Here is a 20818-nt window from a genome sequence, read left to right on the forward strand (position 1 = left end):
CATGTTACTGCGGCATGGGACCGAGCCGAGCGTCGGTGAATTTCGCGTTCACGCTGCCCGCGATTCACGATGCCGTCGAGCGGGCCGAACGTCGCGCGACGCCTGGAATCGAGGACATCGCCAGGTTTCATGCGGCGCAGGTCACCGATCGGGCGCACCGCGAGGTCGTCGGACCACTGTTGCCGGGTGGCGGTCCGAGCGGCCTGGTGAGCTTCCGGGGTGCGGTTATCGCCGAGTGGGGCGACGTCGATCGGCCCGAGATGTGTTTCTCGGTCACCAAAACGGTCCTTTCCGCGGTCGCGGGTGCGGCGTCCGACCGTGGCCTGCTCCCCGACGTGCACGCTCCGGTCGAGGACACGGTCGACCTGCCGGTGCGACTCGGCCCGGATCTGACGTGGCGTCATCTGCTGCAGCAGACGAGCGGATGGGCGGGTGAGCTGTGGGGGAAGCCGGCTCACGTCGACGCGCAGAGCCTCCGCGACGGTGGTTCTGCCGCCTACGCCGAGCCGGGTGCGGCGTGGGCGTACAACGATGTTCGGGTCAACCTGCTCGCACTCGCTCTGACAGCGCTGTGGCGTAGGCCGTTGGCCGAGGTGGCCCGTACGGAGCTGTTCGACCCGATCGGTGCATCGCCGACCTGGTCGTGGCACGGCTACCGCGAGGCGACGATTGCGGTGGACGGCACGGAACTGTCGGTGGTCTCGGGTGGTGCGCACTGGGGTGGTGGACTGTGGATGTCCACGGCGGACCTGCTGCTACTGGGCGAACTGTTCCTCGAACGCGGGTCATGGCACGGAAAGCAGGTGCTGAGTACCGAGTGGATCGATGCGAGCTGGCGTCCCTGCTCGGTCAACCCGGATTACGGCTACCTGTGGTGGCTGAACGATCGGCTGCATGTGTTCGCCGACGCTCCTGCCACCGGCCGGTGCGCCAGGGGATGCGGCGACCGTCATCTGTTGTGGGTCGATCCGGCCCGCGAACTGGTCATCGTCTCGCGCTGGTCCGACTCGGTCGGACTGCTCGTTCGCGACATCTCCGACGCCATCCCGGTGTGACGGCGCCTGGCGTGCGTTCGGCGACTGTAGGCGGTGCTGCCCACCGGAAACCGTCGAACGGTGATCGACCGCCGTCGATGGACGACCACGCCCGGCCAGAGAGACACCGAGTGAGACAGGCACCGAGCGAAAAACCGCCCGGCTGCAGGGGTGAGGGCAGCCGGGCGGTCGTCGGGAAGGGTTCTACTTCAACTCGGCGCTGGACTTGCCGAGCAGGCGCCGGGCGATGATGAGCTGCTGGATCTGCTGGGTGCCTTCGAAGATGTCGAGGATCTTCGCGTCGCGGCTCCACTTCTCGAGCAGCGACTCCTCCGTGTAGCCGTACGCACCGGCCAGCTCGACGCAGCGCAGCGTGATGTCCACACCGGACCGACCGGCCTTGGCCTTGGCCATCGACGCCTGCAGCGAGTTGGGCTTGCGGTTGTCGGCCATCCACGCCGACTCCAGCGTCAGCAGGTACGCGGCCTCGTAGTCGGCCTCGAGTTGCAGGAACGTGGCGGCCGCCGCGCTCTGGGCGTTCGCCGGCTTGTCGTAGTCGATGTCGACACCGGCGTCTTCGAGCACGCGCCGGGTCTCCTCGAGCGCTGCCCGTGCCACGCCGACCGCCATCGCGGCGACCATGGGACGGGTGTTGTCGAAGGTCTGCATGACCCCCGCGAAGCCCGTCTTCGTGTCGACCTCCGGGCTGCCGAGCAGGTTCTCCTTCGGCACCCGGCAGTTCTCGAACCGCAGCACCGCCGTGTCCGAGGCGCGGATACCGAGCTTGTGCTCCAGTCGCACCACTTCGAACCCGGGCGTGCCCTTCTCGACGACGAACGACTTGATCGCGGCGCGGCCCTTCGACTTGTCCAATGTGGCCCACACGACGACGCAGTCGGCCCGCTCGCCCGCGGTCACGAAGATCTTCTCGCCGTTGATGATGTACTCGTCGCCGTCGAGTTCCGCGGTGGCACTCACGGCTGCCGAGTCGGACCCGAAGCTCGGCTCGGTGATCGCCATGGCGGCCCACTTGCCCTTGAACCGCTCCAACTGTTCGTCGTTGGCCACGGAGGCGATCGCCGCGTTGCCGAGGCCCTGCCGCGGCATCGACAGCAGCAGCGCCACGTCGCCCCAGCACATCTCGATCGCGCCGAGCACAGTGGACAGGTTGCCGCCGTTGCGGTTCCCCTTGTCCTCGTTGTTGTCGTCCTTGCGCACCCCGGAGGCGCCCGCGCCGCCCTCGCCGGACGAGTTCAGACCGTCCAGCAGGGACGCCAGCATGTCCAGTTCGGTGGGATACGCGTGCTCGGCCCGGTCGTACTTACGGGAGTTCGGGCGGAACACTTCCGCGGCCGCCTGGTGCGCCTGGTTGACCAGCGCCTTGGCCTTCTTGGGGATCTCGAGGTTGATCACAGCAAGCCCTTTCTGCGCTGCTCTACAGGAGAACGATGCCGTCGACGGCGCCGATCGCGCGCAGGTCGCGATACCAGCGCTCCACCGGGTGTTCCTTGGTGTAGCCGTGCCCGCCGAGCAGCTGCACACCCGCGCTGCCGATCTGCATGCCCTTGTCCGTCGCGAGCTTGCGGGCCAGCGCGACCTCGCGCGCGTAGGGCCTGCCCTGTTCGGCCCGCGATGCGGCACGCAGCATCGTCAGCCGCATGCTCTCCAACTCGATCGCGATGTCCGACACCTGGAACGCCACGCCCTGGCGGTGGCTGATCGGCTCCCCGAACGCTTCCCGCTCGTTGACGTACGGGATGACGTAGTCGAGCACCGCTTTGCCCGTACCGCAGGCCAGCGCGGCCCAGCCGATCCGCGACAGGCGCACGACGTCGGCGAACACCTCGCGGCTGCCGCCGCCCAGTAGTGCGCCCGCGGGCAGCGTCACGTCGCTGAGCACGAGCTTCGTCGTCGCGGCGCTGCGCAGGCCCATCGCGGGCTCGGCCTCGACCGACACGCCCGCGGTGGCCCCCTCGACGATGAACAGGGCGGGCCCGCGGCCTTCGAGGTCGGCCGAAACGATGAACAGTTCGGCGTCCGCCCCGCGCGGCACGAGCGACTTCACGCCGTCCAGCCGATAGCCGTTCGGGGTGCGCTTCGCGCGCGTCTTCGGGGCGAACGGATCGAACAGCGGGGTGCGTTCCTGCAGTGCCAGCGCCGCGGCCGGCACGTGTTCGCCCGCGAACGCGGGCACGTAGGTCGCCTGCTGGTCGGCATCGCCCCACTGCACGAGTGCGTTGCTCACCGCCGACGGCGCGAGCACGGCCACGGCCAGGCCCATGTCGCCGTGGGCCAGCGACTCGGCGACGAGCGCGTTGGTGACGACCGAGCGCTCCGAGCCGACGCCGCCGAGCTCGTCGGGAATGCCGATCTGGGTCACGCCCAGTTCTGCGGCCCGGTCCAGCAGGCCGTCCGGGGGTGCGAGCTTGTCGTCGGCCTGAGCCGCCGTGGGTCGGAGCTGTTCCGCCGCGAACTCGTCGACCGTCTCGACGATCATCTGCTGCTCGTCGGTGGGTTCGAGGTCGAACAGTCCCGAATCGGGAGCCTTCTCGAGGCGCGCGGGCTTGCCGAGCCGCGTCGTCGCCTTGAACGTGCGATTCGCCGTGCCCGCCGCCTGGAAGCCGGCACGAGTGGCCGACGAGACGAGGCCCTCCACGGGCTTGCGCAGGCCCGCGCGGTCGATCAGCTTGCTGCCTGCCAGCCGGTTCAGCGCGGCGAGGCCGAGGCCCATGGCGTCGCGCCCCTGCTGCGGATTCTCTCGAGCCACAGTCATCCCCTTCGGTTACCTACTCGCGAGTAGGTTAACGCGAATGACGGTGACTCGCCAGTAGGGGGCGGGAAGTGCGGAGGTGGCGCCGCGCACGGCGAGCGTGGTCGGTCGAGGTGGGGAGCAGTGTCCGGCGGGACAACCGACTGCCCGGCCGCACGGATACCGCGACAGGTGAGCCGTCAGTGTTCCCCACGCCGACCCGCGCGAGCCGGTCCACAGGGCCCACCCGGCGGGTCCCAGGTGGTCCGCGACGGCCCGATTCTCGGTCCTTGCTGCCCTACCAGGCTCGGCCTGTCATCGTCCTGTGTATCCGGAGCGACCGTCCTGTCCGGCAACGTCCGGTGTCGACGACTGCCGGGCCGGGGCCGTGTCGCGGCCGCCGGCGCCCAGCACGGTGCTCATGAGGGTGAGCAGCTCGGCGGGCAGGTTGGGCCTGCGGTTCACCCGGCGGGTGCGGGTGAGGTCGTTGGCCACCGTCAGTGCGGCGTGCACGGTGATCTTCGCTTCGCGGGTGTCGAGTTCGGGACGCGCGGCTTCCAGCAGCCGGACCCAACGAGAGACGTACTCGCGCTGGATCCGCAGCAGCTCGGGGCGGTCGCGTTCGTCGATGTGCACGCGGTCCACGGAGAACGACACGAGGAGTTCAGGCTGGCCGGTCAGCGTCGCGACGTAGGACTCGGCGAGCCGGTGCAGCGCGGGCCACTCGCCGTCGGAACGCAGCGCATCCTCGGCGCCCAACAGGAGCCGGTCGCCCGCCCTGCGGCCGATGGCGCCCAGCAGGCTCGCCTTGCTGGGAAAGTGCCGGTACACACTCGGCCCCGCGATGCCGGCCGCGCGGCCGATGTCGTCCATGCTCACGGCGCTGAACCCGTGGGAGGCGAACAGCTCGGTGGCCTCGGTGAGGATCTGTTCTCGGCGGGACGGTGTCGTGAGCGGCTCGGACGCGGGTCCGGCACCCACGGCACCGGCGGCAAGGTCGGGTGTCCCCGTCGCACCGGACGCGACCGCACCGGACGTCACCCCACCGGGCGGGACCGCACCGGGCGGGACCGCACCGGATGCCGCCGCATCGGACGCCGCCGCGTGGGGGATGCCGGTGGCCGGCGCGTCGGGCCCGGAGGGGGCGGAGCCGGTAGGCAGGCCGGCCCGCAGGACGCGGGTGGCGATGTCGACGAGCAGCTGCTCGAACCGCCGTTTCGGCACGCTCGTGCGATGGACGGACACGCTGCCGAACACCGAGAGCACGGCCCAGCACAGCAGTTCGGCGTCCTCAGGGGGCAGCTCCGGGCGGACCCTCAGCAGCACCTTGGTCCACGTCGCGAGCATCGCCCCGGATCGTTCCCGCAGGTCGCGCTGGGTTTCGGCGTCGAGGTGCCTGCCCTCCCAGCGCCACAGGGCCGCGGCGTCGCGCCGTTCCACCGACTTGCCTGCCAGCTCGGTCAGCAGGGTGTTGAGCTGGTCCGGTGAGGGGTGGGCGCCCGCCAGGGACGCCGCGCCGGTGGCTTCCTCGATCTCTTCCAGGCCGGCGCGCAGCACGTGCGCGAGGATCGCCTGCTTGTCCTTGAAGTGGCGGTACAGCGCCGGTCCGGTGATGCCGGCGGCGGCGGCGATGTCGTTGATGCCCACGCCGTGGTAACCGCGCGCACGGAACAGCTCGGCCGCGACGGCGGCGAGCTGCGTCTTGCGGTCACGGGGCCGCTTGTCGCCTGTGCGGGGCCCTTTGCCGCTGGGTGCTGTCCGTGCCATAGGTGAGACAACTTTAGCGTGGCCGGTTCAGCTGACAACCCATTGACACCATGGGAATAAGGCGGATTATGTTAGTAGCGATTAGCACCGAATCTACACGCATGGGCACTGTCGACCATGTCGGCTGCATGCTTGCCGTCAGCCGCGAGGAAGGACCGTTGGTGTGAGTACAGAGGCGTTCATCTACGAGGCGATCCGCACGCCTCGTGGCAAGAACAAGGGCGGAGCCCTGCACGGGACGAAGCCGGTCGACCTGGTCACGGGTCTGATCGACGAGCTCAAGAGCCGGCACCCGGGTCTCGACCCGGCCAAGATCGAGGACATCGTCCTCGGCGTCGTCTCGCCGGTCGGCGACCAGGGCGCCGACATCGCGCGTGCCGCCGCGATGGCGGGCGGCCTGCCCGACACCGTCGCGGGCGTGCAGCTCAACCGGTTCTGCTCGTCGGGCCTCGAAGCCGTCAACCAGGCCGCTGCGCGGGTGCGCTCCGGCTGGGAGGGCCTGCTGCTCGCAGGCGGCGTCGAGTCCATGTCGCGGGTACCGATGGGCAGCGACGGCGGGGCGATGTTCACCGACCCGGCGACGAACTACGACACCTACTTCGTGCCGCAGGGCATCGGTGCCGACCTGATCGCGACCCTCGAGGGCTTCTCCCGTGAGGACGTCGACCGCTTCGCCGTCCGCTCGCAGGACAAGGCCGAGGCGGCGTGGTCCGGCGGCTACTTCGCCAAGTCCGTCGTGCCGGTCAAGGACATGAACGGCGTGACGATCCTCGACCACGACGAGCACCGCAGGCCCGGCACCACGGTCGACGACCTGGCCAAGCTCAAGCCCGCCTTCGAAGGCATCGGCGAGATGGGCGGTTTCGACGCGGTGGCGCTGCAGAAGTACCACCAGGTCGAGAAGATCGATCACGTCCACACCGGCGGCAACTCGTCGGGCATCGTCGACGGCGCCGCAGTGGTGCTGATCGGCAATGAGCAGGTCGGCAAGGACCTGGGGCTGACGCCGCGTGCGCGCATCGTGTCGGCCGCGATCACGGGGTCGGACCCGACGATCATGCTCACGGGCCCGACGCCCGCCACCGAGAAGGTGCTCGCGCAGGCGGGCATGACCACCGACGACATCGACTTGTTCGAGCTGAACGAGGCGTTCGCTTCGGTCGTCATGAAGTGGATGAAGGACCTGAAGCTCCCCGAGGAGAAGGTCAACGTCAACGGCGGCGCCATCGCGATGGGTCACCCGCTCGGCGCCACCGGCGCGATGATCCTCGGCACGATGGTCGACGAGCTGGAGCGGCGCCAGGAGCGGCGCGCGTTGCTGTCGCTGTGCATCGGCGGCGGTATGGGTATCGGCACGATCATCGAGCGTGTGTGAGGGCGAGCGAAAAACAATGACTGAAGCCAAGACCATCCGCTGGGAGCAGGACTCCGACGGCATCGTCACGCTGACGATGGACGACCCGAAGCAGTCGGCCAACACGATGAACGCGGACTACCGCGAGTCGATGGGCGTCGTGCTGAACCGTCTCGAGTCCGAGAAGGACTCGATCACCGGTGTCGTGCTGACCTCGGCGAAGAAGACGTTCTTCGCGGGCGGAGACCTGAACGACCTGATCAAGGCGACGCCCGACGACGCCGCCGAGGTCACGGAAGCGAGCAACGAACTGAAGGGGCAGCTGCGCCGGCTGGAGACCCTGGGCAAGCCGGTCGTCGCCGCCATCAACGGCGCGGCGCTCGGTGGCGGCCTGGAGATCGCGCTGGCCTGCCACCGCCGGATCGTCGCCGACGTCAAGGGCACGGCCATCGGCCTGCCCGAGGTGTCGCTGGGCCTGCTGCCCGGTGGCGGCGGCATCGTCCGCACGGTCCGCCTGCTCGGCATCCAGAGCGCCATCATGAACGTGCTCGTGCAGGGCCAGCGGCACAGGCCCGCCAAGGCGCTCGAGCTCGGTCTGGTGGACGAGCTGGTGTCCAGCGTGGACGAACTGCTGCCGAAGGCGAAGGCCTGGATCAAGGAGAACCCCGAGGGCGGCGTGCAGCCGTGGGACCAGAAGGGCTTCAAGATCCCGGGCGGCAGCCCGTCGAACCCGAAGTTCGCCGCCAACCTGCCCGCGTTCCCCGCGAACCTGCGCAAGCAGCTCAAGGGCGCGCCGATGCCGGCGCCGCGGGCCATCCTGTCCGCCGCCGTCGAGGGGGCACAGGTCGACGTCGAGACGGCGGGTCTGATCGAGACGCGCTACTTCGTCAGCCTCGTCACCGGGCAGGTCGCGAAGAACATGACCAAGGCGTTCTTCTTCGACCTGCAGGCCATCAACGCCGGTGAGTCGCGCCCGGACGGCCACGAGCAGTACCAGGCCAAGAAGGTCGGCGTGCTCGGCGCGGGCATGATGGGTGCGGCGATCGCGTACGTGTCGGCCAAGGCCGGCATCGACGTGGTGCTCAAGGACGTCTCCCAGGAGAACGCCGAGAAGGGCAAGGGCTACGCGGTCAAGCTCGAGGAGAAGGCACTCAAGCGGGGCAAGACCACGCAGGAGAAGTCGGACGCGCTGCTCGGCCGCATCACGCCGAGCGCCGACCCGGCCGATCTGAAGGGCGTCGACTTCGTCATCGAGGCCGTGTTCGAGAGCACCGAGCTCAAGCACAAGGTGTTCCAGGAGATCGAGGACGTCGTCAACCCCGACGCCGTGCTCGGCTCCAACACCTCCACGCTGCCCATCACCGGCCTGGCCGAGGGGGTGCAGCGGCAGGAGGACTTCATCGGCATCCACTTCTTCTCGCCGGTGGACAAGATGCCGCTCGTGGAGATCATCCGCGGCGAGAAGACCTCCGACGCCACGCTGGCGAAGGTCTTCGACTACACGCTGCAGATCAAGAAGACGCCGATCGTCGTGAACGACAGCCGCGGCTTCTTCACCTCCCGCGTCATCGGCACGTTCATCGCCGAGGCCGTGGCTGCGCTCGGTGAGGGGGTCGAGCCCGCCACCATCGAGCAGGCCGGTTCGCAGGCCGGATACCCGGCGCCGCCGCTGCAGCTGATGGACGAGCTGACGCTCACGCTGCCGCGCAAGATCCGTCTCGAGACCAAGGAGGCGATCGAGGCCGCGGGCGGTACGTGGGATGCGCACCCGTCGGAGGCGATCATCGACCGGATGATCGACGAGTACGACCGCAAGGGCCGTTCGACGGGATCGGGCTTCTACGACTACGACGACGAGGGCAACCGGACACAGCTGTGGCCGGGCCTGCGCGAGGCATTCAACAGCGGAAGCGGCGACGTGCCGTTCGAGGACCTCAAGGAGCGTATGCTCTTCGCCGAGGCACTCGAGACCGTGAAGTGCTTCGACGAGGGCGTGCTCAACACCGTCGAGGACGCCAACATCGGCTCGATCATGGGCATCGGATTCCCGCCGTGGACCGGTGGCGTGATCCAGTACATCAACGGCTACGAGGGTGGCCTCAAGGGCTTCGTGGCGCGTTCGAAGGAACTCGCCGCGCGGTACGGCAGCCACTTCGAGCCGCCGGCCTCGCTGGTCGCGAAGGCCGAGAAGGGCGAGATCTACGAGTGATCGCCTGCGCCTGAACCAGGCGTGAACGCTCGCCGGTTGAATCGGGCGTGAACGACACGGCCCCGGGTCGCGAACTTCCGCGACCCGGGGTCGTGTTGCGTTTCCCGGGGCCTGTGTTGCGTTTCTGGGCGGCCGTGTTGCGGGTTCCGGGGATCGCGTTGTCGATTCCAGGGCCCGTGTGGTCGATTCCGGCGGGTCGCGGTGTGGCTCAGCCCCTTTCGGGCGCCTGCGACGTCGGCCATCGTCCGCCGCGCCGCAGTGCTTCCGCGTTGCCGCGCGTCGTCGGTGTCGTCTTGCAATCCGGCGGGCCACAACACGGGCCCCGGGATGCACAACATGGGCCCCTGGATCGACAACACACGGGTTCGGGACGCTCGGAGGTGGGCGCGCGGGGTCACAGCAGCGGCGGGATGCGGGCGTCGATCAGGTTCGGGCCGGGCTCGGCGAGCGCCCGGCGGAACCGGTCGGCGAGTTCCTCCGCGGTGGTCGCCGTCGTGGCAGGCACGCCCATTCCCTCGGCGATCCTCGCGAAGTCGATGTCCGGAGTGGACAGGTCGAACAAGCCGGCCTTGGCGGGATCGACGTCGCCCGCGCCGGTGCGCTGCAGCTCCATCCGCAGGATCGCGTACGCCCGGTTGTTGAGGATCACCGTCGTCACGTTCAGTCCTTCGCGGGCCTGCGTCCACAGTGCCGAGATCGTGTACATCGCACTGCCGTCGGCCTGCAGGTTGATCACCGGCCGCTCCGGCGCCGCGACGGCGGCCCCCGTGGCGACGGGGATGCCCTGTCCTATGGCGCCGCCGGTGAGCGACAGGACGTCGTGGCGGGGTGCGCCAGCGGTGGCCGCGGCGACCAGCAGTCCGGAGGTGTTGGTCTCGTCGACGACGATCGCGTCGTCGGGCAGCAGCGCCCCGATGACGTCGGCCCAGTTCGCCACGGTCAGTTCCCCGGACGGCAGGTCCGGCCGGTGCGCGGGCGCGAGCGCGGGTTCGGTGTCGCGAGCGACCAGCTCGGCGAGCTCCTCGAGGGCGCCGGTGACGTCGTCACCCGGCTCGGCGAGCGTGTGCAGGGTGGCCTGCTCCGGTACGAGGTCGCCCCGTTTCCCGGGGTAGGCGAAGAACGTGGCGGGCGGTTTCGCGCCCGCGACGATCACGTGCCGGGTACCATCCAGCTGCTGCTCGGCCTGTTCGGCGACGTATCCGAGCCGTTCCACGGTGGGCAGGCCCGCGCCGCGTTCCAGCCGGGCCGGGAATGTCTCGAGGAGCAGCCGCGCGCCCGTGGCCTCGGCGATGCGGCTCGCGGCCCGCAGCCCGCGTTCCCGGCATGCGACGCCGCCCAGCAGCAGGGTCACGGCCTCACCGCTCCGCAGTACGTGGGCGATGGGATCCACAGTGGACACCGGAGCCGGGGCACGGGGTGCGACCGGAGCGGAGGGGATTCCGCCGTCGCTCCACGAGGCGTCGGCGGGCAGGACCAGCGTCGCCACCCCGCCGGGAGCGTCCTGGGCCGCCGCGAGCGCCGCGGCGGCGTCCGGTCCCACGTCGGCGGGATTCTCGGAGCGCAGCACCCGGCCGAGCGTGCCCGCCACGGCGTCGATGTCGGATTCCAACGGTGCGTCGAACAGCTTGTGATACGTGGCGTGGTCGCCGACGACGTTCACGACGGGCGAGTGTGCACGCCGTGCGTTGTGCAGGTTGGCCAGGCCGTTCCCGAGTCCGGGACCGAGGTGCAGCAACGTCACGCCGGGAGTGCCGCTCATCCGCGCGTAGCCGTCGGCCGCACCCGTGACGGCGCCCTCGGCGAGCCCGAGTACGCCCCGTACCCGCGGATCCGCCTCGAGTGCCGCGACGAAGTGCATCTCGGACGTGCCCGGATTGGCGAACACCACCTCGACCCCGGCACCGGCCAACGTGGCCAGCAACGCCTGTGCGCCGGTCATGCTCTCGCCCATGCGTGTCCTGCCGCCTTCCTGGAACGCTCGGTCAACCGGACTTGGCCAATGCCTCGCCCGCACGCTTGCCGGTGAACAGGCAGCCTCCGAGGAACGTGCCCTCGAGCGAGCGGTAGCCGTGCATGCCGCCACCGCCGAAGCCCGACGCCTCGCCCGCCGCGTACAGGCCCGGCACCGGCTCGCCCGTGTCGCCGAGTACGCGGCCGTCCAGGTCGGTCTCCAGGCCGCCGAGCGTCTTGCGGCTCAGCACGTGGAGCTTCACCGCGATGAGCGGGCCGGCCTTCGGGTCGAGCATGCGGTGTGGCGAGGCGACGCGCACGAGCTTGTCGCCGCGGAACTTCCGCGCCCCGCGCAGCGCAGTGATCTGCATGTCCTTGGTGAACTCGTTGCCGATCTCGCGGTCGCGGGCCACGACTTCGCGTCGGATCTGCTCGACCGACAGCATGTCCTCGTCGGTCTTGGCGTTCATGCCGCGGACCAGGTCGTCGAGGTTGTCGGCGACCACGAAGTCGGGGCCCTTGTCGAGGAACGCCTGCACGGGGCCGGGTGGACCGGGCTTGACGCGCTGCAGTGTCATCCGCAGGTCCTTGCCCGTCAGGTCGGGGTTCTGCTCCGAACCGGACAGTGCGAACTCGCGCTCGACGATCTTCTGCGTCAGCACGAACCACGAGTGGTCGTGTCCGGTGCGGCGCAGGTGCGCCAGCGTGCCGAGTGTGTCGAACCCGGGGAACAGGGGAACGGGCAGCCGCTCGCCGGTCGCGTCGAACCACAGTGACGACGGCCCCGGCAGGATGCGGATGCCGTGCTGCGGCCAGACGGGCGAGTGGTTGTCGATGCCCTCGACGTAGTGCCACATGCGGTCGCGGTTGATCAGGTGCGCGCCCGCGGCCTCGCTGATGCCCAGCATGCGGCCGTCCACGTGCTCGGGGACGCCGGAGAGCATCGACCGCGGCGCTTCACCGAGGCGGCCGGGCCAGTTCTTGCGGATGAGGTCGTGGTTGCCGCCGATGCCGCCGCTGGCGACGAGCACGGCCTGGGCGCGGAGCCCGAACTCGCCGGTCACCTCGCGGGAACTGCTCTCGCCGCGGGCGACGTCGCTGGGGGCGAGTACCGAACCGGTCACACCGTCGACGGCTCCGGCGGAGGTGGTCAGCTCGTCGACGCGATGCCGGAAGCGCAGCTCGACCTGTCCGCGGCCGACGGCCTCGCGAACCCGTCGTACGAACGGGTCGAGCACGCCGGGCCCGGTGCCCCAGGTGATGTGGAAGCGGGGCACGGAGTTGCCGTGGCCCATGGCGCCGTAACCGCCGCGCTCGGCCCAGCCGACCACCGGGAAGAACTTGATGCCCATCGCGGCGAGCCACGCCCGCTTCTCGCCGGCGGCGAAGTCGACGTAGGCCTCGGCCCAGCGGCGCGGCCAGGCGTCCTCGTCGCGGTCGAAACCGGCGGTGCCGACCCAGTCCTGCCAGGCGAGTTCGTGGGAGTCGCGGACACCGAGCCTGCGTTGCTCGGGGCTGTCCACGAGGAAGAGGCCGCCGAACGACCAGAAGGCCTGTCCGCCGAGGGAGGCCTCGGGTTCCTGTTCGACGACGATGACGCGCTTGCCCGCGTCGGCCAGCGTGGCCGTTGCGACCAGCCCGGCCAGTCCCGCGCCGACGACGATGACATCCGCGTCCATGGACACCTCCGCTCCGAGTCGCCTGCAGGTTACCGCTGTGCCGCCGTTCCGAGACAGGGCCGCGGCGGATTTGCGGGCGGGCCGTCGGGAGCGGAGATCATGCGCGACGGCCGGTCATCGTGTGGCGGCGGATCACAGCTTGGCGGCGGATCAGGGCACTGCGACGGCGGAGCGCCGGCCCGTGGAGGTGTCACCGGGCCGGCGCCGGGAGAGAGCCGAAGGGGCCGGTCCGCGCCAACGATACCGGCCCCTCGGTCACTCTCGGTGTCCTAGCAGGTGGTTCAGACCAGCCAGCCCAGCAGGTGCGAGAGGTTGGCCAGAACCGACGTGATGATGTCGCCGCCGTGCATGGCAAAGTGCTGCATTTCGAGGGGCTCCTTCGTACTGGAGTGATTCGTTGACATCCGTGTGTTCGCGACGCACACGTTGCTTTCGAAAGCACGGCAACGTTTTCAGCGCCCCCGGCCGCTGTCAAAAGGCCGCTCGAACCCTCGTCATGAAACGTGAAATCTTCTCATTCTAAACATGTAAGGCTTTCGTGTTTTTGTCTGGGTGGAGCGCGGGGTGGCGGGATCACGATGTGTGATGACAACGGACGTCGTCACGCTCGGTAATAACGATCATGAACCACGGTAGTGGCGTGTCGCCTCCCCGAAGGGTGACGCGAGATCACGTCACGTGAGTTCGATCGAACCACTCGTTCGAGGGAATGCCGGACCGGCTGCACGGCTCGTCGTCGCCCCGGCATGCCGGGGTCGGACACGCGGCAGGGGCGGAACCGGGAACGGGTGGCACCGACTCGGCAGCGGGTAGGACGCGGGTGAAACAGGGACACGGGTGAGGGACACGACAGCGGCGCGGACGACGGCGGCGCGGACACCACAGTGGCGCGGATACGACGGTGGCGCGTGGCTGCGGCGGGTCCGCGTCCGCCAGGCGCGCGGACACGACAGTGGCGCGGACACGACACGTGGCACTGATACGACAGCGGGGCGGGCACGCCGTGTCGGCATGCCCGCCCCGCTGGTGGCGGCTACGCGCGTGTCAGGCGCGCGCGTACGTCATCGTCTCGCCCTCGACACCGCGTAGCCACATGTCCTGTGCGGCCGTGGCCATGGCGTCGAGGCCCTCCTCGATCGTGGCGAACACGTTGCCCGGCACCCAGCCCGCGTCGCCGTTGATGAGCAGATTGTTGCGGCCGTAGAAGATCGCCAGGTCGGTGGCGCCCCGGTCGCTGTGTGCCTCGCTGTCGGTGTCGTAGCCGTAGGCCGGGTTGCCGATCTCCCACGGTTCGAAGCCGAAGTAGCAGACGTCGCCGGGGATCGGGGTGATCGTCGGGTTCTCCCGTCCCGGTTTCGGGTCGGCGAACGGCGGCACGAGCGTGTAGATCTCGTTCCTGGCGTACTTCGCGTGATACGCCGACCCGCTCTGCGGCAGCGCGTCCCACACGGCCTGGCACGTCCGCGGCGCCTCGTCGTCCAGCAGGCGCGCGCGGCAGGACACGCCGCGTTTGTCCAGTGTGATCGTGATGTACCTGCTCACTGTGCGCCCGCCCGCTACTTCGTCACCTCGGCCACGACATCGGCCCAGATCTCCAGTGCCTCGTCGACCTGTTCGGAGGTGACGACCAGCGGCGGGATCATGCGGACGACGTTCATGTACGCCCCGCACGTGAGCATCAGCAGACCCCGTTCGGCCGCGAGCTTCTGCGCCGCCTGCGCCGTCGCGTTGTCCGGCTTGCCGTCCGCGGTCGTGAACTCGGAGCCCACGAGCAGACCGAGGCCGCGCACGTCACCGATCGCCGGCGTCTTCTCGGCGACCGCCCGCGCACCGGCGAGCAGCTGCTCGCCCCGCTCGGCCGCGTTGGCGACCAGGTTCTCGTCGCGGATGACGTCGAGGGTCGCGACGGCCGCCGCACACGAGACGGCGTTGCCGCCGTAGGTGCCGCCCTGCGAACCGGGGAACGCCTTCGCCATCAGGTCCGCGCTCGCGGCGATGCCGGACAGCGGGAAGCCGCTGGCAAGGCCCTTGGCGATCGTGATGAGGTCGGGCCGGACGCCGAAGTGGTCGTGGCCCCAGAACTTGCCGGTGCGGCCGAACCCGGTCTGGATCTCGTCGACCACGAGCAGGATTCCGTGCTCGTCGGCGCGCTCGCGCAGGCCCGCCATGAACTCGGGGTTCGCCGGGACGTAACCGCCCTCGCCGAGCATCGGCTCGATGAAGAACGCCGCCGTCTCGCCGGGCGCGGTGGCGGTGGCGAACAGGTAGTCGAGCTCGCGGAGTGCGAAGTCGGTGGCGGTCTTCTCGTCCCAGCCGTAGTGGTAGGCGAACGGGAACGGCGCCATGTGCACGCCGCCCATCAGAGGTGAGATGCCCGCGCTGAACCGCGTGCCTGACGTGGTCATGGTGGCGGTGGCGACCGTGCGGCCGTGGAACCCGCCCTGGAACACCACGACGTTGGGCCTGCCGGTGGCCTGCCGGGCCAGCCGTAGCGCGGCCTCGACGGCCTCGCTGCCGGAGTTGGCGAAGAACAGCGAGTCGAGGCCTGTCGGCAGCACGTCGCCGAGTCGCTCCGACAGTTCGAGCAGCGGCTTGTGCATCACGGTCGTGTACTGGCCGTGGACGAGCTTGCCGACCTGCTCCTGCGCTGCGGCCACGACGCGCGGGTGGCAGTGTCCGGTGCTGGTGACACCGATACCCGCGGTGAAGTCGAGGTGCCTGCGGCCGTCGGTGTCGTACAGATACGCACCTTCGCCGTGGTCGACGACTACCGGGGTCGCCTGCTTGAGCAGAGGGGACAGCGTGGCCATGACTGGGGCTCCTTCTCGGGTTCCGGGGGCTGACCTCGTCCGGCGTCGGTGTCACCGGTTGCCGGACGCGGTGGTTCCGGTCCAGGCTCGAACCCGGCGCCATCGGGCCGTGGTTCCGGGTCCGGAGTCCGCGGCCGACGGGGTTGTAGATTGTCAACAATGTTCGTAGCATAGCCATGCGGGCGGCGCAATGACGCCTCGTGGGAACGGAGCCGATGCCCGTGACGGGCAGGAGTTCCGGCGAGAGGCACGACTCGGTTATGGGTCGTCTGTGCGCGGGCCGGGAACCCCGATCACACGTGGGATCTTCGACGAACTTGGGAGCTGTGGCATGAGCACGGTCAGTGAAGCCGGTGTCGTCTCGGCGGTGAACAAGGAACTGTTCATCGGCGGCAAATGGGCCCCGGCGGCCGGAAACGCGACGTTCGACGTCCACGATCCGGCGACGGGCGAGGTGTTGTGCGCGGTCGCGGACGCCTCGCCGCAGGACGGCATCGCCGCACTCGAGGCCGCGTCCGCCGCGCAGGCCGACTGGGCCGCGTACCCACCGCGGGAACGTGGCGAGATTCTGCGGCGGGCCTACGAGAAGCTCATGGCGCGGCAGGACGAACTCGGACTGCTGATGACGCTCGAGATGGGCAAGCCGCTCGCCGAGGCCAAGGGGGAGATCGCCTACGCGGCCGAGTTCTTCCGCTGGTTCGCAGAGGAAGCGGTGCGGATCGACGGCGGCTACGCCGTCGCACCCAACGGCAGTGGGCGGTTCCTCGTCACCAAGCAGCCGGTCGGCCCGTGCCTGCTGATCACCCCGTGGAACTTCCCCATGGCGATGGGCACGCGGAAGATCGGTCCCGCCGTCGCCGCGGGCTGCACGATGGTCATCAAGCCCGCCGCGCAGACGCCGTTGTCGATGCTGGCGCTCGCGGGCATCCTCGCGGAGGCCGGTCTGCCGGACGGCGTGCTCAATGTCGTCACGACCACGCAGGCGGGCGGCGTGATGGAGCCGATGATCCGCGACGGGCGCGCGCGGAAGCTCTCGTTCACCGGCTCGACGGGCGTGGGCCGCAAACTCCTCGAACAGTGCGCCGGAACCGTCATGCGGACGTCGATGGAGCTGGGCGGCAACGCGCCGTTCGTCGTGTTCGACGACGCCGATCTCGACGCGGCCGTCGACGGCGCGATGCAGGCCAAGATGCGCAACATCGGCGAGGCGTGCACGGCGGCCAACCGGTTCTACGTGCACAGCTCCGTGGCCGACGAGTTCTCGCGCAAGCTCACCGAGCGTATGGAAGGCCTGCCCATCGGTCGTGGCACCGAGGACGGCATCGTGGTGGGCCCGCTGATCGACTCCGCCGCGATCGAGAAGGTGTCGGCGCTCGTCGGTGACGCGGCGCAGCGGGGGGCGACCGTGCTCACCGGTGGTGCCACTGTGGACGGTCCCGGCAACTTCTACCAGCCGACGGTCCTGAAGAACGTGCCGCAAGAGGCCCGGATGACGTCGGAGGAGATCTTCGGCCCGGTGGCGCCGGTCTCGACCTTCGATACCGAGGACGAGGCGATCGCGGCGGCCAACGACACCGAGTACGGCCTCGTCGGCTACGTCTACACGCAGAACCTCACCCGGGCGATCCGCGTCAGCGAGCGGCTCGAGACGGGCATGGTCGGATTGAACCAGGGCGTGGTGTCGAACCCCGCTGCGCCGTTCGGCGGCGTCAAGCAGTCCGGGCTCGGGCGCGAGGGCGGCACGGTCGGCATCGACGAGTTCCTGGAGACGAAGTACATCGCGGTGGGTGGCCTGTGAGCACGTACCGCGTCGCGTCGATCCCCGGCGACGGCATCGGGGTCGACGTCCAGCGTGAGGCATGCAAGGTCCTCGACACCGCCGCGCAGCGGTTCGGCTTCGGGCTGGAATGGACCGAGTTCGACTGGAGCTGCGAGCGCTACGCCGAGACCGGAGCGATGATGCCCGCCGACGGCATCGCGACGTTGCGGTCGTTCGACGCCGTACTGCTCGGTGCGATCGGGTTCCCCGGCGTGCCGGATCACGTCTCGCTGTGGGGGCTGCTGATCCCGGTGCGTAGGGCGTTCGAGCAGTACGTCAACCTGCGGCCGGTGCGCCTGCTGCCGGGGACCGCGTCCGCGCTCGCCGGCCGCGGCGCCGACGAGCTGGAGATGGTGATCGTCCGGGAGAACTCCGAGGGCGAGTACTCGGAGGTGGGCGGCAGGCACAACGCGGGCCGCCCCGGCGAGTTCGTGCTGCAGGAGTCGGTGTTCACCCGGGTCGGCGTGGAACGCGTCGTCCGCTACGCCTTCGAGCTGGCGCGTACGCGGCAGCGCAGGGTGTGCTCGGCGACGAAATCGAACGGGATCATCCACACGATGCCGTTCTGGGACGAGATCTTCGCCGAGGTCGCTGCCGAGTACCCGGACGTCGAGGCCGAGCAGATGCACATCGACGCGCTGGCCGCACGGATGGTGCAACGGCCGGACCTGCTCGACGTCGTGGTCGGGTCGAACCTGTTCGGCGACATCCTCAGCGATCTCGCAGCGGCGATCACCGGCGGGCTCGGCATGGCCCCGTCCGGCAACCTCAACCCCGAGGGCCAGTTCCCGTCGATGTTCGAGGCCGTGCACGGCAGCGCACCGGACATCGCGGGGCAGGGCATCGCGAACCCGGTGGCGCAGATCCTCGCCGCGGCGATGATGCTCGACCAGCTCGGCGAGAAGGCGGCGGGCGAGGCGGTCCGCGGTGCGGTGCAATCGGTGCTGGCGGCCTCCGAGGTACTCACCCCCGACCTCGGCGGCGGTGCGACGACCGCCGAGCTGGGTTCCGCCGTGGCGGAGTCGCTGTAGCGGGTACCGAGTCGCTGTAGCGGGTACCGAGTCGCGACGCGAAGCCGGACCCGCTCCGGGAGCGGTGGCGCGATGCGGCCGCGGCCGCCGGGATGCCGACGTCTGCACCGTCGGCGGCCCGGCGGCCGCTATGCTCGGTGAGGCGGTCCGTTCGGACCGTCTCGGCCGGGAATCAGGCGGTCAGGACCTGTTGTGATGTTCGACACGAGGCGAAAGGCCGGGTTGTCGCGGATGGTGTGGTCATGCTCGATGCTCTGAAACGTTCGGTCCCTCCGTTCGTCTCCGCGGCCGTCCGCAACCCGAAGGCCGTCGGTGCCGCTGCGCCGAGTTCGCGCGCGCTCGCGGCGCGGATGGCCTCCGCCGTGCCCGACGGGGTCGACACTCCGACCGTGGTGGAGATCGGCGCGGGCACCGGTGCGTTCACCCGGGTGGCGAGCGAACGCGTGGCCGGTGGCGGCCGCTACATCGCCATCGAACAGGACGAGCGGATGGCGGATCATCTCGAACGCACCATCCCGGGCGTCGAGGTCGTGAACGGTGACGCCGCCGAACTGGGGAAGATCCTCGCCGACCGCGGCGTGACCAGCGTCGACGCGGTGCTGTGCGGCCTGCCGTGGTCGCTGTTCACCGTGGAGTTGCAACGCCGGATCCTCGGTGAGATCTCCACGGCCATGGCGCCGCACGCGGTGTTCACGACGTTCGCCTACGTCCACGCCGCGCGGATTCCGGGGTCGAAGCGGTTCCGCAGCGAGGTCGAGGCCGTGTTCGAGGAGGTCGAGGTGCAGTCGCCGGTGTGGCGGAACCTGCCGCCCGCGATGACCTACCTGTGCCGCGGAGCTCGCGGCACCGACTGACCGGGCCGCAGCTCGCGGCGGTCTCCCGGTTCAGGCGTTGTCGGCCGCGTCGTCGCCGGAACCCGGCGCGAGGCGGCGCACGGCGTCGGCCATGTGCTCGTCGAGCAGCCGCAGCAGTTCCGGTTCGTCGCCTGCGCGCACGGCCGCGATGATCGCGTGGTGTTCGGCGATGCGCTCGTCGGTCTCGTAGTCGTCGGTGGGGTAGGTGCGCTGCAGCGCCGTCAGGCACATGCGGGTCTCGATCATCAGCGTGCGGGCCATCCGGCGCAGCCTGGGGCTGCCGGAGGCCTCGATGAGCGCCTCGTGGAACTGCAGGTCCGCTTCGGACAGTGCGGTCGGGTCGCCCTGGGCGTCCGCGTCGGCCATCCGTGCCACGGCCTCGTCCAGTACCGCGGCGATCGCGTCCCGGTCGGATGCGTGCACGACGAGTGTCGCCGCCGCGCGTTCCACCGCCGAGCGCGCGGTGTAGATGTCTTGGATGTCGCTGGGTTCGAGGTCGATGACGAACAGGCCGCGGTGACGTTCGCTGCGCAGCAGGCCCTCGGACACGAGTCGCTGCATCGCCTCGCGCAGCGGTCCGCGGGAGACCTGGAACCGGGAGGCCAGATCCGCTTCGCCGAGCTGCGTTCCCGGGGCCAGCGTTCCCGCCATGATCGCCTCGCGCAGCCTGCGGGCGATGATCGCGGCCGTGGATTCCCGGTTGACGGGTTCGATGTCGGCGATCATCGGCGGCCCTCGGTGCGCAGCAGTGTGCCCAGCCCGTCGTAGGCGCGGGTGACGCCGGCGATGCGCAGGCCCTCCCACACGGTGACCTGGTTGGCGGTCAGCACGGGTTTGCCGAGTCGGCGCTCGATGTCGTCGACGAGCGAGAGGGTGCGCATCGCGGTGTCCGGCACCAGTACCGCATCGGCCTCCGGGTGATCGTGGCTCACCGCCAGCTCGACGACCCGTTCCGGCGGCAGGTTCCCGACCTCGGCGGCGGTGTCGATCTCGGCGGCCGAGGCCGACACCACGTCGATCCCGCCGCGGCCGAGGAAATCGGCGAACAGTTTGGCCACGTCGTCCGGGTAGCTGGCCGCCACGGCGACGGTGCGCAGCCCGAGGGTCTGGGCGGCGTGGACGAACGCCAGCGACGTGCTCGACGCGGGCAGTCCGCCTGCGGCCTCCGACAGTCCGGCGACCTGCTCGGCGGCGCCGTCCCAGCCGTAGACGAAGCTGCCGCTGGTGCAGGCCCAGACGACGGCGTCGGGTGCGTGCTTCGCCAGCAGCGCGGCTCCACCGGACAGGCGCGCGGGTGAACCCAGGTCGAGCAGTTCGGGCACCGCGTGCAGGTCGGTGCCGTAGATGTGCTCCACGGGAAGCGTGGTGCCGTCACCGAGTATCCGTTCGGCCAGCGGATAGTCGTCCTCCGCGGCGTGATCCGGGTAGATGAAACCGATCGTGGGCACGAGGCACCTCCTCGGCGTCCGTGGGGTCCACGGTGGACACGGCCGTCGGCCACTGCCCGAGTGACGGCGGCTGCCTGCGTGGCGGCGGTGGGATCCGAGGAGTGCCCCGGATTG

The 20818-nt window shown here is 69.9% G+C and carries 16 protein-coding genes; 6 read left to right on the forward strand and 10 right to left on the reverse strand.

Features of this window, described 5'->3' with window-relative positions:
- The first annotated feature begins 14 nt into the window (after positions 1 to 14).
- Positions 15 to 1055 (forward strand): serine hydrolase domain-containing protein, encoded by a 1041-nt coding sequence (locus tag LY40_RS00380; protein ID WP_258935563.1) that lies wholly within the window; start codon positions 15 to 17, stop codon positions 1053 to 1055.
- Between the two features lie 183 nt (positions 1056 to 1238).
- Here the strand turns inward: LY40_RS00380 and LY40_RS00385 are convergent, their stop codons facing one another.
- The 3 genes from LY40_RS00385 to LY40_RS00395 form a co-directional block, all read right to left on the reverse strand.
- Positions 1239 to 2447: an acyl-CoA dehydrogenase family protein gene (locus tag LY40_RS00385; protein ID WP_258935564.1), complete on the reverse strand. Its 1209-nt coding sequence runs from the start codon at positions 2445 to 2447 to the stop codon at positions 1239 to 1241.
- A gap of 22 nt (positions 2448 to 2469) precedes the next feature.
- The gene (locus tag LY40_RS00390; protein WP_258935596.1) at positions 2470 to 3765 is read right to left on the reverse strand and encodes an acyl-CoA dehydrogenase family protein; all 1296 of its coding nucleotides are present in this window, start codon (positions 3763 to 3765) and stop codon (positions 2470 to 2472) included.
- Positions 3766 to 4098: 333 nt separating this feature from the next.
- Positions 4099 to 5550: a TetR/AcrR family transcriptional regulator gene (locus LY40_RS00395; RefSeq protein WP_258935565.1), complete on the reverse strand. Its 1452-nt coding sequence runs from the start codon at positions 5548 to 5550 to the stop codon at positions 4099 to 4101.
- Between the two features lie 163 nt (positions 5551 to 5713).
- Here LY40_RS00395 and LY40_RS00400 point away from each other — a divergent pair, with 163 nt between their 5' ends.
- Together LY40_RS00400 and LY40_RS00405 are read left to right on the forward strand one after the other, a co-directional pair.
- On the forward strand, positions 5714 to 6925 hold the full coding sequence (locus LY40_RS00400) for an acetyl-CoA C-acetyltransferase (RefSeq protein ID WP_183783445.1): 1212 nt from the start codon (positions 5714 to 5716) through the stop codon (positions 6923 to 6925).
- A gap of 16 nt (positions 6926 to 6941) precedes the next feature.
- Entirely contained in the window at positions 6942 to 9113 is a 2172-nt protein-coding gene (locus tag LY40_RS00405; protein ID WP_183783447.1) for a 3-hydroxyacyl-CoA dehydrogenase NAD-binding domain-containing protein, read from the forward strand.
- Between the two features lie 394 nt (positions 9114 to 9507).
- Here LY40_RS00405 and LY40_RS00410 read toward each other — a convergent pair whose 3' ends face one another.
- From LY40_RS00410 to LY40_RS00430, 5 genes are all read right to left on the reverse strand, one after another.
- Complete coding sequence (locus LY40_RS00410; protein WP_258935597.1) at positions 9508 to 11052, reverse strand: acetolactate synthase large subunit; 1545 nt, start codon at positions 11050 to 11052, stop codon at positions 9508 to 9510.
- Positions 11053 to 11095: 43 nt separating this feature from the next.
- On the reverse strand, positions 11096 to 12742 hold the full coding sequence (locus tag LY40_RS00415; protein ID WP_258935566.1) for an FAD-binding dehydrogenase: 1647 nt from the start codon (positions 12740 to 12742) through the stop codon (positions 11096 to 11098).
- A 281-nt stretch (positions 12743 to 13023) separates the two neighbouring features.
- Positions 13024 to 13146: a hypothetical protein gene (locus LY40_RS00420; protein ID WP_258935567.1), complete on the reverse strand. Its 123-nt coding sequence runs from the start codon at positions 13144 to 13146 to the stop codon at positions 13024 to 13026.
- Positions 13147 to 13786: 640 nt separating this feature from the next.
- The gene (locus tag LY40_RS00425; protein ID WP_183783450.1) at positions 13787 to 14284 is read right to left on the reverse strand and encodes a DUF3830 family protein; all 498 of its coding nucleotides are present in this window, start codon (positions 14282 to 14284) and stop codon (positions 13787 to 13789) included.
- A gap of 14 nt (positions 14285 to 14298) precedes the next feature.
- Positions 14299 to 15552: an aspartate aminotransferase family protein gene (locus tag LY40_RS00430; RefSeq protein WP_258935568.1), complete on the reverse strand. Its 1254-nt coding sequence runs from the start codon at positions 15550 to 15552 to the stop codon at positions 14299 to 14301.
- A 331-nt stretch (positions 15553 to 15883) separates the two neighbouring features.
- Between LY40_RS00430 and LY40_RS00435 the strand changes: the two genes are divergently transcribed.
- The 3 genes from LY40_RS00435 to LY40_RS00445 all read left to right on the forward strand — a co-directional run bounded on the left by LY40_RS00435 (position 15884) and on the right by LY40_RS00445 (position 19256).
- Complete coding sequence (locus LY40_RS00435) at positions 15884 to 17350, forward strand: NAD-dependent succinate-semialdehyde dehydrogenase (RefSeq protein WP_183783452.1); 1467 nt, start codon at positions 15884 to 15886, stop codon at positions 17348 to 17350.
- Entirely contained in the window at positions 17347 to 18402 is a 1056-nt protein-coding gene (locus LY40_RS00440; RefSeq protein ID WP_258935569.1) for a tartrate dehydrogenase, read from the forward strand. The genes LY40_RS00435 and LY40_RS00440 overlap by 4 nt, the downstream gene beginning before the upstream one ends.
- Before the next feature lie 242 nt (positions 18403 to 18644).
- Positions 18645 to 19256 (forward strand): class I SAM-dependent methyltransferase, encoded by a 612-nt coding sequence (locus tag LY40_RS00445; RefSeq protein ID WP_183783454.1) that lies wholly within the window; start codon positions 18645 to 18647, stop codon positions 19254 to 19256.
- 30 nt (positions 19257 to 19286) lie between these two features.
- Here the strand turns inward: LY40_RS00445 and LY40_RS00450 are convergent, their stop codons facing one another.
- Together LY40_RS00450 and LY40_RS00455 are read right to left on the reverse strand one after the other, a co-directional pair.
- The gene (locus LY40_RS00450) at positions 19287 to 19982 is read right to left on the reverse strand and encodes a GntR family transcriptional regulator (RefSeq protein WP_258935570.1); all 696 of its coding nucleotides are present in this window, start codon (positions 19980 to 19982) and stop codon (positions 19287 to 19289) included.
- Positions 19979 to 20704, reverse strand: a complete 726-nt coding sequence (locus LY40_RS00455) for a maleate cis-trans isomerase family protein (RefSeq protein WP_183783456.1) — start codon at positions 20702 to 20704, stop codon at positions 19979 to 19981. The genes LY40_RS00450 and LY40_RS00455 overlap by 4 nt, the downstream gene beginning before the upstream one ends.
- Positions 20705 to 20818 lie beyond the last annotated feature (114 nt).

The organism is Prauserella salsuginis, from assembly GCF_024648885.1.
GTDB classification, from domain to species: Bacteria; Actinomycetota; Actinomycetes; order Mycobacteriales; family Pseudonocardiaceae; genus Prauserella; species Prauserella salsuginis.

What these genes read in the sequence shown, in the direction of transcription:
- LY40_RS00380 (WP_258935563.1), top strand. Translation starts at nt 15, where the DNA reads ATGGGACCGAGCCGAGCGTCGGTGAATTTCGCGTTCACGCTGCCCGCG.
- LY40_RS00390 (WP_258935596.1), bottom strand. Translation starts at nt 3,765, where the DNA reads ATGGGCCTCGGCCTCGCCGCGCTGAACCGGCTGGCAGGCAGCAAGCTG.
- LY40_RS00395 (WP_258935565.1), bottom strand. Translation starts at nt 5,550, where the DNA reads ATGGCACGGACAGCACCCAGCGGCAAAGGGCCCCGCACAGGCGACAAG.
- LY40_RS00405 (WP_183783447.1), top strand. Translation starts at nt 6,942, where the DNA reads ATGACTGAAGCCAAGACCATCCGCTGGGAGCAGGACTCCGACGGCATC.
- LY40_RS00410 (WP_258935597.1), bottom strand. Translation starts at nt 11,052, where the DNA reads ATGACCGGCGCACAGGCGTTGCTGGCCACGTTGGCCGGTGCCGGGGTC.
- LY40_RS00415 (WP_258935566.1), bottom strand. Translation starts at nt 12,742, where the DNA reads ATGGACGCGGATGTCATCGTCGTCGGCGCGGGACTGGCCGGGCTGGTC.
- LY40_RS00420 (WP_258935567.1), bottom strand. Translation starts at nt 13,146, where the DNA reads ATGTCAACGAATCACTCCAGTACGAAGGAGCCCCTCGAAATGCAGCAC.
- LY40_RS00430 (WP_258935568.1), bottom strand. Translation starts at nt 15,552, where the DNA reads ATGGCCACGCTGTCCCCTCTGCTCAAGCAGGCGACCCCGGTAGTCGTC.
- LY40_RS00435 (WP_183783452.1), top strand. Translation starts at nt 15,884, where the DNA reads ATGAGCACGGTCAGTGAAGCCGGTGTCGTCTCGGCGGTGAACAAGGAA.
- LY40_RS00445 (WP_183783454.1), top strand. Translation starts at nt 18,645, where the DNA reads ATGCTCGATGCTCTGAAACGTTCGGTCCCTCCGTTCGTCTCCGCGGCC.
- LY40_RS00450 (WP_258935570.1), bottom strand. Translation starts at nt 19,982, where the DNA reads ATGATCGCCGACATCGAACCCGTCAACCGGGAATCCACGGCCGCGATC.